The organism is Nocardioides bruguierae (assembly GCF_023554635.1).
In the GTDB taxonomy this organism is placed as follows: Bacteria; Actinomycetota; Actinomycetes; order Propionibacteriales; family Nocardioidaceae; genus Nocardioides; species Nocardioides bruguierae.
Window position 1 is genome coordinate 26,903 of sequence record NZ_JAMJPH010000034.1, and the last position, 14,212, is coordinate 41,114.

Below are 14,212 nucleotides of genomic sequence, written 5' to 3' on the forward strand. Positions count from 1 at the left end.
GCCCCCCGCTCACGCCCCCGCGCCTGGCAGGCTCGGGGGCGTGAGCACGCACCCGTTCCGCCAGGTCGACGTCTTCTCCTCCGCCTCGCTCGGGGGCAACCCGGTCGCGGTGGTGCACGACGCCGACGGCGTGGACGAGGCGCGGATGGCGGCGTTCGCGCGCTGGACCAACCTGTCCGAGACCACGTTCCTGCTCGCGCCGACGCCGCAGGGGGCAGCCGCCGGGGCCGACTACCGGCTGCGGATCTTCACCCCCGGCGAGGAGCTGCCCTTCGCCGGCCACCCGACCCTCGGCTCCGCGCACGCCTGGCTGGAGGCCGGGGGAGCGCCCCGCGTGGCGGGCCGCGTCGTGCAGGAGTGCGGGGTCGGCACCGTCGCGCTGCGCGTCGGGGAGGACGGCCTGGCCTTCGCCGCCCCGCCGCGGGCCCGCTCCGGCGAGGTGGACGAGGTCGACCTGGCGCGCGTGGCCCGGGCGCTGCGCGTCGCGCGGTCGGCGATCGTGGACGCCCGCTGGTGCGACAACGGCCCCGGCTGGGTCGGCGTCCGGCTGGCCGACGCCGCCGCCGTCCTGGCGCTGGAGCCGGACCTCACCGCCTTCGACGGCCTCGAGGTCGGCGTCGTGGGCACCTACGCCCCCGGGGAGCACCCGGACGGCGCCGCGGTGGAGGTGCGGGCGTTCTGCCCGGGCTTCGGCGTCGACGAGGACCCGGTGACCGGCTCGCTCAACGCCGCCCTGGGGCAGTGGCTGGCCGGAGGGCTGCTGCCGGAGGCCTACACCGCCGCCCAGGGCACCGTGCTGGGGCGCAGCGGCCGGGTCCGCGTGAGCCGGGTCGGGGCGGACGTGTGGGTCGGCGGCGACACGCTGACCACGATCACGGGCAGCGTGACCCTGTAGCCGCGCCAGCGCCTACGCTGAGGCCGTGCGCGCCTACCTCGACCTGCTCACTCGCATCCTCGACGAGGGCGTGGAGAAGACCGACCGGACGGGCACCGGCACGCTGTCGGTCTTCGGCCACCAGATGCGCTTCGACCTGGACGCGGGGTTCCCGCTGGTCACGACCAAGAAGGTGCACACGCGCTCGGTCTTCGGCGAGCTGCTGTGGTTCCTGCGCGGCGACACGAACGTCGCCTGGCTCCAGGAGCGGGGCATCTCGATCTGGGACGAGTGGGCCGACGAGGCCGGCGACCTCGGCCCCGTCTACGGCCACCAGTGGCGCTCGTGGCCGACCCCGAGCGGCACCCACGTCGACCAGATCTCCCAGGTCGTCGAGCAGATCCGGGCCACCCCGGACTCGCGGCGCCTCATCGTCTCGGCGTGGAACGTCGCCGACGTGCCCGACATGGCGCTCGCGCCCTGCCACACGATGTTCCAGTTCTACGTCGCCCCGGCGGACGACGGCGGCCCCGACCGGCTCTCCTGCCAGCTCTACCAGCGCTCGGGCGACGTGTTCCTCGGCGTGCCGTTCAACATCGCCTCCTACGCGCTGCTCACGCACATGGTCGCCCAGGTCACCGGCCTGCGGGTCGGCGACTTCGTGCACACCCTCGGCGACGCGCACCTCTACCTCAACCACCTCGAGCAGGCGCGCCTCCAGCTGACCCGCGAGCCGCGTCCGCTGCCGACGCTGGTGCTGGACCCCTCGGTCACCGCGCTGGACGCCTTCGAGCTCGAGCACATCAGCGTCGAGGGCTACGACCCGCACCCGGGCATCAAGGCCCCGGTGGCGGTCTGATGCCCCTGCCCGACGGCACGCGTGTGGTCCTCGTGGCTGCCGTCGCCCGCAACGGCGTCATCGGCGACGGGCCCGACATCCCTTGGTCGGTGCCCGGCGAGCAGAGGACGTTCAAGCAGCTCACGACCGGCCACACGCTGCTGATGGGCCGCACGACGTACGAGTCGATCGGCCGCCCGCTGCCCGGCCGCACCACGATCGTCCTCACCCGCGACCCCGCGTGGCGGCCCGCCCCGGCGCCGGGCTCCGAGGACGTGCTCGTCGTGACGTCGGTGGCCGACGCGCTCGCCGCGGCGGCCGGCACGCAGGGCGACCTGATGGTCGCCGGCGGCGGCAGCGTCTACGCGGCCCTGCTCGAGCACGCCGACGCGCAGGTGCTCACGGAGGTGCCGCTCGACCCGCCGGGCGACGTCCGCTACCCCTCCTTCCCGCCCCGCGACGGCTGGGTCGAGACCGGCCGCGAGCCGTTCGAGGGGTTCACCCGGGTCACCTACGAACGGGCCTGAGCCTGCTGGCAGGCTGGTCGCCATGACTGGCGAGAAGACCGACCTGCGCATCTTCACCGAGCCCCAGCAGGGCGCGACCTACGACGACCTGCTCGCGGTGGCCCGGGAGGCCGAGGAGCTGGGCTACGGCGCCTTCTTCCGCTCCGACCACTACCTGACGATGGGCGGCGACGGCCTGCCCGGCCCCACGGACGCCTGGACGACCCTGGCCGGCCTGGCCCGCGAGACCCGGAGCATCCGCCTCGGCACGCTGGTCACCAGCGCCACCTTCCGCCACCCGGGCCCGCTGGCGGTCCAGGTGGCCCAGGTCGACCAGATGTCCGGCGGCCGCGTCGACCTCGGCCTCGGGTCCGGCTGGTTCGAGGCCGAGCACCGCGCCTACGGCATCCCGTTCCCCTCGCTCAAGGAGCGCTTCGAGAAGCTCGCCGAGCAGCTGGAGCTGATCACCGGCCTGTGGGCCACCGAGGGCGGGTACTCCTTCGACGGCACCCACTACCAGGTCACCGACTCCCCGGGCCTGCCGAAGCCGGTCAACCGCAGCGGTCGCGCCGGCGGTGTCCCGGTGCTGGTGGGCGGCTCGGGCAAGCGGAAGACGCCGGCCCTGGCCGCGCGCTTCGCCGACGAGTTCAACACCCCGTTCGCCGCCTTCGAGGACGCGCTGGTGCAGAACGACCGGGTCCGGGCGGCCTGCGAGGCGATCGACCGCGACCCGTCGTCCATGACCTTCTCCGCGGCCCTCGTGCTCTGCGTCGGCGAGGACGAGGCGGAGGTGGCGCGCCGTGCGGCAGCCATCGGCCGCGAGGTGCCGGAGCTGCGCGAGAACGGGCTCGCCGGCACGCCCGAGGAGGTCGTCGAGAAGATCGCCCGCTACACCGAGGCGGGCCACTCGCGCCTCTACCTCCAGGTGCTCGACCTCGCCGACCTCGACCACCTCCGGCTGGTCGCCGAGCAGGTCATGCCGCACGTGTGAGGTGCCCCCACGGCGGCACGGCGACGCGGGGGAGGGGTTCAGGGGGTACGGGCGATAGCCTGACCCCCATGAGCACCGCCCCCGCCGCGCCCTTCGGGCGCATGCTGACCGCGATGGCCACCGCGTTCCACGACGACGGGTCGCTCGACCTCGAGTCGACGCAGCGTCTGGCCAAGCACCTCGTGGCCACGGGGCACGACGGTCTCGTCGTCTCCGGCACGACCGGGGAGTCGCCGACGACCACCATCGAGGAGGACGGCGAGATCCTCGCCGCCGTCCGCGCCGCCGTCGGCCCGGACGTGCACCTGGTCGCCGGCATCGGCACCAACGACACCCGCACCTCGCTCCAGCTGGCCGCCCAGGCCGGGGAGCGCGGCGCCGACGGCGTCCTGCTCGTGACGCCGTACTACAACAAGCCCGGCCAGGCCGGCATCCTGCACCACTTCTCCCAGGTCGTGCCCGCCGCCGGCCTGCCGGTGATGATCTACGACATCCCCGGCCGCACCGGCTCGCAGATCTCGCTGGAGACCTACGAGGTCATGCGCGAGTGGGAGTCGGTCGTCGCGATCAAGGACGCGGTGGGCGACCTCGTCCGCGGCCTGCGACTGACCAAGATGGGCTACGCCGTCTACTCGGGCGACGACGCCCTCAACCTCGGCTGGCTCGCCTACGGCGCCAGCGGCTTCGTCTCCGTGGTCGGCCACGCCGCCGGCACCCAGCTGCGGGCCATGCTCGATGCCTGGTTCGGCGGCGACGCCCACGAGGCCACCCAGATCTTCTCGCGGCTGCTCCCCGCGATCGACGCCATGATGGGCGTCGCGAACTACGGAGCCACCACCGCCAAGGCAGCACTCGAGCTGCAGGGCGTTCTCGACAACCGCAACGTCCGCTCACCGCTGGTCGCGCTGACCGACGCCGAGGTCACCGACCTCCGCGCCGGCCTCGAGGCCGCCGGGGTGCTCTGAGCCGCGACACACCGCGGTCTCGGGCTGCCCTGCGCGGCGGACGAGAACAGAACAGGAACTGCATGACCAACCCCCAGACCAACCTCGGCACCCCGAAGAAGCTGAAGAAGAACGCCCTGCGGGTCACCCCGCTCGGCGGTCTCGGCGACGTCGGCCGCAACATGACCGCCTTCGAGCACGACGGGCGCATCCTGCTCGTGGACTGCGGCGTCCTGTTCCCCGAGGACTCCCACCCCGGTGTCGACCTGATCCTGCCCGACTGGTCCTCCATCCGGGACCGCCTCGACACCGTCGAGGCGCTGGTGCTGACGCACGGTCACGAGGACCACATCGGCGCGACCCCGTACCTGCTGCGCGAGCGCGAGGACATCCCGCTGGTCGGCTCGCAGCTGACCCTGGCGCTGGTCGCCTCCAAGCTCCGTGAGCACCGCCTGCGCGAGACCGTGCAGCACACCGTCGCCGAGGGTGACGTGATCAAGTTCGGCCCGTTCGAGCTCGAGTTCGTAGCCGTCAACCACTCCATCCCGGACGCGCTGGCGGTCTTCATCCGCACCTCCGCGGGCACCGTGCTGCACACCGGCGACTTCAAGATGGACCAGCTGCCGCTCGACGGCCGGATCACCGACCTGCGCTCGTTCGCGCGGCTGGGCGAGGAGGGCGTGGACCTGTTCCTCACCGACTCCACCAACGCCGAGACCCCGGGCTTCACCCCGAGCGAGAAGCAGATCACCCCGGTGATCGACCAGGTCTTCCGCGAGTCCGACCAGCGGATCATCGTGGCCTGCTTCGCCTCGCACGTGCACCGCGTCCAGCAGGTGCTCGAGGCCGCCGTCGCGCACAAGCGCAAGGTCGGCTTCGTCGGCCGCTCGATGGTGCGCAACATGGGCATCGCCCGCGACCTGGGCTACCTGGACCTGCCCGAGAACGTGCTGGTGGACGCCAAGGAGCTGGCGAACATCGCCCCGGAGAAGCAGGTGCTGATCTCCACCGGCTCGCAGGGCGAGCCGATGTCGGCGCTCTCCCGGATCGCCCAGGGCAACCACAACTTCGTGCACCTGGAGGAGGGCGACACCGTCCTGCTCGCCTCCTCGCTCATCCCCGGCAACGAGAACGCCGTCTACCGCGTCATCAACGGGCTCTCCCGCTGGGGCGCGAAGGTCGTCCACAAGGGCAACGCGATGGTGCACGTCTCCGGCCACGCCAGCGCCGGCGAGCTGCTGTACTGCTACAACATCGTGAAGCCGAAGAACGTCATGCCCGTGCACGGCGAGTACCGGCACCTCAAGGCGAACGCGGCCCTGGCCGAGCAGACCGGCGTCGAGAACACCGTCATCGCCGAGGACGGCACCGTGGTCGACCTGGTCGACGGCGTCGCCTCGGTCGTCGGCAAGGTCGACTGCAGCTACGTCTTCGTGGACGGCTCCTCGGTCGGCGACATCACCGAGTCCGACCTCAAGGACCGCCAGATCCTCGGCGAGGAGGGGTTCATCTCCGTCATCGTCGTCGTCGACTCCTCGACCGGTCGCGTCATCTCCGGCCCGGACATCCACGCCCGCGGCTTCGCCGAGGACGACTCGGTCTTCGAGAACGTCAAGCCGGATATCGTCAAGGCCCTGGACCGCCTCGCCGCCGAGGGCGTCCCGGACAGCTACCAGATGCAGCAGGCCGTGCGCCGCACCATCGGTCGCTGGGTCAACACCCAGCACCGCCGTCGCCCGATGATCATCCCGACGGTCGTCACGACCTGAGGGGATCTCCTGATCCCATGACCGAGCCGCGGGCCGGGGTGGACGTTGGCTGGAACCACAACGTCCACCACCACCCGCGGCTCTGTCGTCTCCTGGCGGGCCTGCCCGCCCCCGTGCTGGACGTCGGCTGCGGGGACGGCGGACTGGTCGCGGCCCTGAGAGCCTCCGGGACGCCGGCGTGGGGCTGCGACCCGGACCCGGTCGCGGTCGCGGCTGCCGTGCCCGGCGCCCGCGGCCGGCTGTTCCGGGGCTCGGCCGAGGCGCTGCCCGTGCCCGACTCATCGTGCGGGGGAGTGGTCCTCGGCGCGGTGCTGCACCACGTGGACGCCGCCCTCGCGCTGGCCGAGGCGCGCCGTGCGGTCGTGCCGGGCGGTCGGGTGGTCGTCCTCTCGGTCGCCCGCACGGGCGGCTGGCGTGACCTGCCGGCCGAGGCCGCCGACGTCCTCGCCCACCAGGTGCTCTCGCGGACCCGGGGCCGGTGGCACGAGCCGCCCACCGCTCGCGCCGAGCCGACCCGGACGTGGGCCGAGGAGGCCGCGCTCCTGCAGCGGCACCTGCCCGGGGCCCGCACGCGTCGGGTGCGGCTGTGGCGGTCGGTGACCGTCTGGGACGCACCGGCCTGACCGCCGGACTCCTCGCGCGACCCGGGTTGCGTCACCGCACGCACGCCTCCGAGGGTCTCGGAGGTGCGTGCGGTGACACAACCCCGACCGCGGCCGGTCCCGGTGGGGGAGGGGTCGCGACACGCCGGTGAGACAACCCTCAAGCGACACGTGAGGGTGGGACGCCTGTTAATCCCTGGGACGGCAGTGACTCTCACCTAGGGTGCTCACCATGGCGACCCGTACGTCTTCCCCGCCGGGGTCGCGGAGCACGAGCACGACATCGTCCGGTTCTTCCCCGGCCGGACGCAGCGGCTCGAGCACCCGATCCCGGAGTACGACCACCAGCACCGCCCGGTCCACGTCGACCGGACGGCGCCCGGCGTCCTCCAAGGCCACCTCGAAGACCTCCTCCAAGAGCACCAAGAAGTCGACGAGCAGTCGGCCCGAGCCCCGCGCCGTGCGCAGCGGGCAGGGCCCGGTCTCCCGGTTCTTCGGGCTGGTCTTCCGCGGCCTGCGCGCCGTGTGGCTGGGCATCGCCCACACGCTGGGCGCGGCCGCTCGCGGCATCGGCCGCAGCGCCCGCGACCTGGAGCCGGAGCACCGCCGTGACGGCGGCGGCCTGGCGCTGCTCGCGCTCGCGCTGGTGACGGCGGCGGCGGTCTGGTTCCAGATCTCCAGCCCGGTCACCGACGTGGTCCGCGTGGCGGTCGAGGGCAGCGTCGGCAAGATCGGCTGGCTCGTGCCGCTGGCCCTGGTGTGGGCCGGCTGGCGCCTCATGCGCGACCCGGTCGGCAACGGCCCGGTGGGCCGCCAGGTGATCGGCTGGGCCGCGCTCGCGTTCGGCGTGCTCGGCATCGTGCACCTGGCCAACGGGGACCCGCAGCCGATCGCCGGCGACGTGACGCCGCTGCGCGAGGGCGGGGGAGCGGTCGGCTACGTCGTCGCCTCCCTGCTCATGGACCTGCTGCGCACCGGCTTCCTGGTCGTGCCGCTGCTGGTCCTGCTCTCCTTCTTCGGCGTCCTGGTCATCACCGCGACGCCCGTCTACCAGGTGCCGTTGAAGCTGGCCGACGCCCGCGACCGGATGCTCGGCCGCACCCCGGAGGCCCAGGCCGAGCTCGCCGCGCGCCGCGGCGAGATCGACCCCGAGATGGGCTCGCCCGCCTACGACTCCCCGCTGGTCGACACGCGCAGCGGCAAGCGCGTGCACGACACCACCGGCGAGGACACCGGTCCGATGCCCGCGGTCGGCGCCACGGCCGCGCGCGAGAAGGACGCCCTCGACGTCGCCATGGAGCAGACCGAGGGCGGCCGCGGCCGCACCCTGTTCCGCCGCGGCCGCAAGAAGACCGGCGAGGACGAGGCGGGCCTCGACATCCTCGACGGCCAGGAGCCCGCGGACGAGGGGGCGCAGACCGAGCACATGAGCGCGGTCGACCCCTACGGCGAGTACGCCGAGCACGACGAAGGGGACCAGCCGCAGGCCACGCGCGGCTCGGACGCCGGCTACGGCCGCGCCGACGAGAACCACACCTCCCCCGACGCGGCCGAGGCGCTGGCGGTCGTCGCCGGCGGGGAGCCGCTGCCCGGCAAGGGCCTCGAGGCCCCGCAGCACGCCCAGCTGCCGCCGCGCGTGGAGCAGCTGGAGATCTCCGGCGACATCGCCTACAGCCTCCCGGCCAGCGACCTGCTGAAGGCCGGCTCGCCGCACAAGCCGAAGTCGAAGGCCTCCGACGACGTCGTCGCGCGACTGACCCAGGTGCTGGAGGAGTTCGGCATCGACGCGGCCGTCACCGGCTACACCCGCGGCCCGACGGTCACGCGGTACGAGGTCGAGCTCGGCGCCGGCGTGAAGGTCGAGAAGATCACCGGCATCCAGAAGAACATCGCCTACGCGGTCGCCTCGGCCGACGTCCGCATCCTCTCGCCCATCCCGGGCAAGTCCGCCGTCGGCGTCGAGATCCCGAACACCGACAAGGAGGTCGTCACCCTCGGTGACGTCCTGCGCTCGACCAAGGCGCGCAGCGACCACCACCCGATGGTGACCGGCCTCGGCAAGGACGTGGAGGGCGGCTTCGTCGTCGCCAACCTGGCCAAGATGCCCCACCTGCTCGTCGCCGGCGCCACCGGATCGGGCAAGTCGTCCTTCATCAACTCGATGATCACCTCGATCCTCATGCGCTCCACGCCGGACGAGGTGCGGATGATCATGGTCGACCCCAAGCGGGTCGAGCTGAACGCCTACGAGGGCGTCCCGCACCTGATCACCCCGATCATCACGAACCCGAAGAAGGCCGCCGAGGCGCTGGCCTGGGTCGTGCGCGAGATGGACCTGCGCTACGACGACCTGGCCAACTTCGGGTTCCGGCACGTGGACGACTTCAACAAGGCCGTCCGGGCGGGCAAGGTCGAGCTGCCGCTGGGCAGCGAGCGCACGCTCGAGCCGTACCCGTACCTGCTGGTCATCGTCGACGAGCTCGCGGACCTGATGATGGTCGCCCCGCGCGACGTCGAGGACGCGGTCGTCCGCATTACCCAGCTGGCCCGTGCCGCCGGGATCCACCTGGTGCTCGCCACGCAGCGTCCTTCTGTCGACGTCGTCACCGGCCTGATCAAGGCCAACGTGCCCAGCCGACTGGCGTTCGCCACCTCGAGCCTGGGTGACTCCCGCGTCATCCTCGACCAGCCGGGCGCGGAGAAGCTGGTCGGTCAGGGTGACGGTCTGTTCCTGCCGATGGGCGCCTCCAAGCCCGTCCGCGTGCAGGGCTCGTGGGTCTCGGAGTCCGAGGTCCGCGAGGTCGTGCAGTTCGTCAAGACCCAGCTCGAGCCGAGCTACCGCGAGGACGTCACCGCCCCGGCGTCGTCCAAGAAGGAGCTCGACGACGACATCGGCGACGACCTCGACCTGGTGATCCAGGCCATCGAGCTGATCGTCTCCACGCAGTTCGGTTCCACGTCGATGCTGCAGCGCAAGCTGCGCGTCGGCTTCGCCAAGGCCGGCCGCCTCATGGACATCCTGGAGTCCCGTGGCGTGGTCGGTCCCAGTGAGGGCTCCAAGGCGCGTGACGTCCTGGTCAAGCCCGACGAGGTGGACGGCGTCATCGCGACCCTGCAGGGGGAGATGTGAACGAGCACGAGCAGGACCTGACCACGAGCGGCACCGACACCCTCGAGCGGGACGCCGGCACCCCGGCGGGCCCCGTCGTGGAGCTGCGTCGCAACACCCGGCTCTCGGCCGTCGTCCTCGCCCTCGCGGCGCTGCTGACCCTCGGCTACCTCGTGCGGGTGCTCTCCGGGCCCAGCGCGCTGGACCTGGCCGTGCTGGTCGTCGTGCTGGTCGTCGCCGGCCTGCACGTGGCGACGCTGGTCGACTCCCGCGCGCCGCTGCTGGTGGCCGACGGCCTCGGCGTCCGCGTGCGTGAGCGGCGGACGTGGCGGGGCTACCCGTGGGGGGGGCGCGCCCGGGGGGGGGGGGGGGCCCCGGGGGGGGGGGGGGGGGGGGGGGGGCGCCCCCCGGGGGGCGGGCCGGGGGGGGGGGGCGGGCCCCCCCACGTCGGTCGTGGTGGAAGGACGGCTCGCTCGACGTGCTGCCCGCCCACGGCGACCCGATCGCCCTGCGCCTGGGCGCCGCGACCCGCGTGGCCGGGCTCCACTCGCGGCACCGTGACCTGGTCGACGCCCTCTCCGAGCTGGCCGAGGGCCGCTGCGACGTGGCCGAGATCGACGGCTACGAGTACGTCGACGCGGACGAGTGGGCCGCGGGGCAGGCCTCGCACCAGCCGACCCGGCCGGTGCAGCAGCCCGAGCCCTCCGAGCCGGGCGGCGCCCAGGACCAGGAGCAGGCACGGACGCAGCCCGCGGACGCGGTCGTGGCCGCCGTCCCGGTGGTCGTCGCGGAGACCGCCGCGGCACGACGTGCCGACGAGCCGGTCCCGGCCGAGCCCGTGGACCAGGACACCGAGCAGGACGTCGAGCACGACGACGTGCACGACGACGTGCAGCACGACGAGCTCGCCCCGGAGCCGCAGGACGTCGACGACGAGCCCACGCCGGTCGTGGACGCGCCGGTCGAGCACGAGCCCGCCGCGGCCGCGGAGACCCTCGAGGCCTCGCCGGTGGAGCCGTCCTCCGACGAGGCGACCACCCGCGGCTGGGACCCGCTCAGCGACCCGTTCCCCCACGACGAGCCGCGTGCCTCGGCCGACGCCGGCCTGCCGCGCTCGCGCAACCCCTTCACCGACGCCGTGCACCGCATGAGCGGCCTGCTGCCGTCCCTCTCGCTGTTCCGCCGCGAGGGCCAGGACGCGGGTGCGACCGAGACCGGCGACCTGCCGTCGGCGACGCCCGAGGCGACCCGCCCGGTCGTCGCCGGCGTGCGGGCCGACGGCCCCCGCACCGGCGCTCAGGTCGGCTCCGACGGCGGCAGCCCGCTGACCGTCTTCGGCGCGAACGCCCTGCGCCTGGACCCGGCCGATACCGAGGACGGGGACGGCGCCCGCCGGCTGCCCGAGGCGCGCGAGCTGCGACGCCCCGGCTCGGTGGACCTGGTGGAGGAGACCACCACCTGGGGAGACCGGGTGCGCCCGATCGCCCGGGCCGGCCACCCCGTCGACCCGATCGCGTGGGCGGACTCCGACGAGCCGGCCGACGAGCCCGTCGTCGGGCCGGAGCTGGCCGCGGCCCGTACCCGCCTGGGGCTCAGCGTCGACCAGCTGGCCGACCGCACCCGCGTCCGCCCGCACGTCATCGAGGCCATGGAGGTCGACGACTTCGGCCCCTGCGGCGGCGACTTCTACGCCCGAGGCCACCTGCGCACCCTGGCCCGGGTGCTCGGCACCGACCCCGCACCGCTGGTCGCGCTCTACGACGAGCACTACGCCGACGCGCCGGTCTCGGCGCAGCGCGTGCTCGGCGTGGACCCCGCCGTCCGGCACCCGCGGCTCGGTCGCGGCGGCAGCCCCCGCTGGTCGGTGCTCGTGGCGGCCGTGATGGCGCTGGTGCTCGCGTGGAGCATCGCCCGGCTCGTCGTGGACGGCGGCTCGCCGGCCGTCGAGGACGTGCCGACGCTCAGCACCTCGTCGGCCGCCGGCACCGGTGCGCGGACGACGGTCGAGCTGACCGCGGCCGGCGGTGGCGCCCGGGTCGTGGTGCGCGACGGCGCCAACGAGCTGGTCTTCCGCGGCACCCTGGCGTTCGGCGAGGTCGAGACGCTCGACCGGGTCTCCCAGCCGGTGCGCATCCGCACCAGCGACGGCTCGCTCGAGGTCAGCGTCGGTGGCGTCGCCCAGGGCGCGATGGGCCGCACGGGCCACGCGGCCGAGGACACCTACACCGCCGACTGACGCCGGTGCCGGCCCCTGTCACCGGAGCCGCCACCTGCACCTCCACCAGCACGCGCCACGACGGCCGAGGGTTCGCCCCGGCCGTCGTGGCGCGTCATACTCGGTGATCGAGATGACGACTACCCAGCCAGCCCCGGACCAGACTCCCGCCGAGACCACCGCCGTGGACGCGGAGGCGGGGGAGCGGCCCCTCCTCTCCGTCGCGATGGTCACCCTCGGGTGCGCCCGCAACGAGGTCGACTCCGAGGAGCTGGCCGGACGCCTGGAGGCCGGTGGCTTCCGGCTCGTCACCGACGCCGCCGAGGCCGACACGGTGGTCGTGAACACCTGCGGGTTCGTCGAGTCCGCGAAGAAGGACTCGGTCGACACCCTCCTCGAGGCCGCCGACCTCAAGACCACCAACGGTGGCCGCGCCCAGGCGGTCGTGGCGGTGGGCTGCATGGCCGAGCGCTACGGCAAGGACCTGGCCGAGTCGCTGCCCGAGGCCGACGCGGTGCTCGGCTTCGACGACTACCCGGTGATCGCCGACCGGCTGCGCTCGATCATGGCGGGCGAGGCGCACACCTCCCACGTGCCGGCCGACCGCCGCACGCTGCTGCCGATCAGCCCGGTCGAGCGGGCGCTGTCGACCGCCCCCGTCCCCGGTCACGCCTCCGGCCCCGCGTCCCTGCGTCGCCGCCTCGACGACGGGCCCACCGCCTCCCTCAAGCTCGCCTCCGGCTGCGACCGTCGGTGCAGCTTCTGCGCGATCCCCTCCTTCCGCGGCTCGTTCGTCTCCCGTCGGCCCACCGACGTGCTGGACGAGGCCCGCTGGCTCGCCGAGCAGGGCGTCAAGGAGCTGTTCCTGGTCAGCGAGAACTCCACGTCCTACGGCAAGGACCTCGGCGACATCCGGCTCCTGGAGACCCTTCTGCCCGAGCTGGCGGCGGTCGACGGGATCGAGCGCGTCCGGGTGAGCTACCTCCAGCCGGCCGAGACGCGGCCGGGGCTGGTCCAGGCGATCGCGCAGACGCCCGGGGTCGTCCCGTACTTCGACCTGTCCTTCCAGCACGCCTCGGCGTCCGTGCTGCGCCGCATGCGCCGCTTCGGCGACCCGGAGAGCTTCCTGGGCCTGCTCGAGCAGGTCCGGTCGCTGGCCCCCACCGCCGGCGTGCGCTCGAACGTGATCGTGGGCTTCCCGGGGGAGACCGAGGAGGACCTGCAGACGCTGTGCGACTTCCTCGTCGCCGCGCGGATGGACGTCACCGGCGTCTTCGGCTACTCCGACGAGGACGGCACCGAGGCCGCCGGGTACGAGGACAAGCTGGACGAGGACGAGGTGCGCGCCCGCGCCGAGCACGTCTCCCAGCTGGTCGAGCAGCTCAACGCGGAGCGCGCCGAGGAGCGCGTGGGCGAGCTCGTCGAGGTGCTGGTCGAGGACGTCGAGTCGGACCCCGAGGGGGCCGTCGGCCGCGCAGCCTTCCAGGGCCCGGAGGTGGACGGGACGACCCTGCTGCTCGGCTCCTCGGCCGAGGTCGGCATGATCGTGCGCGCCGAGGTCGTCGGGACCGACGGCGTCGACCTGATCGCCGAGGAGGTCTGAGTGACCGACAGCGCCGCCACCGAGGCACCGAAGCCCTCGAACTGGAACCTCCCCAACGCCCTGACGACCCTGCGGATCGTCCTGGTGCCGTTCTTCGGCTGGGCCCTGCTCTACGACGGGGGTGAGTCCGCGACGTCGCGGATCATCGCCTGGGTGATCTTCGCCGTCGCGATGATCACCGACAAGATCGACGGTGACCTGGCCCGAGCCCGGAACCTGGTCACCGACTTCGGCAAGATCGCCGACCCGATCGCGGACAAGGCGATGACCGGGATGGCGCTGATCGCTCTCTCGATCGTGGGGGACATCTGGTGGTGGGTCACCATCGTCGTCCTCCTGCGCGAGTGGAGCGTGACCCTGCTGCGGCTCTCGGTGCTGCGCAAGGTCGTGATCGCCGCCAAGGACCTGGGCAAGCTCAAGACCACGGTGCAGGCGCTGGCCCTCGGCGGCCTCACGCTGCCGTGGCTGGACTCGGACGTGCCGGCGAGCCTGGAACTGCCGTTCCAGGTGGTCTTCTACGTGTTCCAGGCGTGCCTGGCCGTGGCGGTCGGGCTGACGCTCTGGTCCGGCTTCGAGTTCTACAAGGAGCTGTGGAAGCAGCGCGACCAGCTGCGCTGAGGCGCGCAGGGCCCCTGACCTGGGGTTCTGCTGTGAGATTCCGGTGGAGGCGGGGGTCGTGGACCCCCGCGTTCCGCTGTTCCGGACCGCCCGTGTAAGGTTCGCGCCCCTGCGCGCGAGCGGTCCAGACCTGTGTAACAACG

Annotated in this window: 11 protein-coding genes; all 11 read left to right on the forward strand. The window is 73.3% G+C overall.

Annotated elements, in window-relative coordinates; translation table 11 throughout:
* Window positions 1-40 precede the first annotated feature (40 nt).
* Complete coding sequence (locus tag M8316_RS18030) at window positions 41-895, forward strand: PhzF family phenazine biosynthesis protein (protein WP_250056935.1); 855 nt, start codon at window positions 41-43, stop codon at window positions 893-895.
* Between the two features lie 25 nt (window positions 896-920).
* Complete coding sequence (locus M8316_RS18035; protein WP_250056937.1) at window positions 921-1,733, forward strand: thymidylate synthase; 813 nt, start codon at window positions 921-923, stop codon at window positions 1,731-1,733.
* Window positions 1,733-2,239 (forward strand): dihydrofolate reductase, encoded by a 507-nt coding sequence (locus M8316_RS18040; protein WP_250056939.1) that lies wholly within the window; start codon window positions 1,733-1,735, stop codon window positions 2,237-2,239. The genes M8316_RS18035 and M8316_RS18040 overlap by 1 nt, the downstream gene beginning before the upstream one ends.
* Window positions 2,240-2,261: 22 nt before the next feature.
* A complete protein-coding gene (locus tag M8316_RS18045; protein ID WP_250056941.1) occupies window positions 2,262-3,209 on the forward strand; it encodes an LLM class F420-dependent oxidoreductase in 948 nt (315 codons plus the stop codon).
* Window positions 3,210-3,277: 68 nt separating this feature from the next.
* Window positions 3,278-4,174, forward strand: a complete 897-nt coding sequence (gene dapA, locus M8316_RS18050) for a 4-hydroxy-tetrahydrodipicolinate synthase (protein ID WP_250056943.1) — start codon at window positions 3,278-3,280, stop codon at window positions 4,172-4,174.
* Window positions 4,175-4,236: 62 nt separating this feature from the next.
* Entirely contained in the window at window positions 4,237-5,922 is a 1,686-nt protein-coding gene (locus M8316_RS18055) for a ribonuclease J (RefSeq protein ID WP_250056945.1), read from the forward strand.
* A 17-nt stretch (window positions 5,923-5,939) separates the two neighbouring features.
* Window positions 5,940-6,545: a class I SAM-dependent methyltransferase gene (locus M8316_RS18060; protein WP_250056947.1), complete on the forward strand. Its 606-nt coding sequence runs from the start codon at window positions 5,940-5,942 to the stop codon at window positions 6,543-6,545.
* Between the two features lie 439 nt (window positions 6,546-6,984).
* The gene (locus M8316_RS18065) at window positions 6,985-9,654 is read left to right on the forward strand and encodes an FtsK/SpoIIIE family DNA translocase (RefSeq protein ID WP_250056949.1); all 2,670 of its coding nucleotides are present in this window, start codon (window positions 6,985-6,987) and stop codon (window positions 9,652-9,654) included.
* A gap of 457 nt (window positions 9,655-10,111) precedes the next feature.
* Window positions 10,112-11,869, forward strand: a complete 1,758-nt coding sequence (locus M8316_RS18070; RefSeq protein WP_250056951.1) for a helix-turn-helix domain-containing protein — start codon at window positions 10,112-10,114, stop codon at window positions 11,867-11,869.
* Between the two features lie 205 nt (window positions 11,870-12,074).
* Entirely contained in the window at window positions 12,075-13,451 is a 1,377-nt protein-coding gene (rimO, locus tag M8316_RS18075) for a 30S ribosomal protein S12 methylthiotransferase RimO (protein ID WP_250057130.1), read from the forward strand.
* On the forward strand, window positions 13,452-14,069 hold the full coding sequence (pgsA, locus tag M8316_RS18080; protein WP_250056952.1) for a CDP-diacylglycerol--glycerol-3-phosphate 3-phosphatidyltransferase: 618 nt from the start codon (window positions 13,452-13,454) through the stop codon (window positions 14,067-14,069).
* Window positions 14,070-14,212 lie beyond the last annotated feature (143 nt).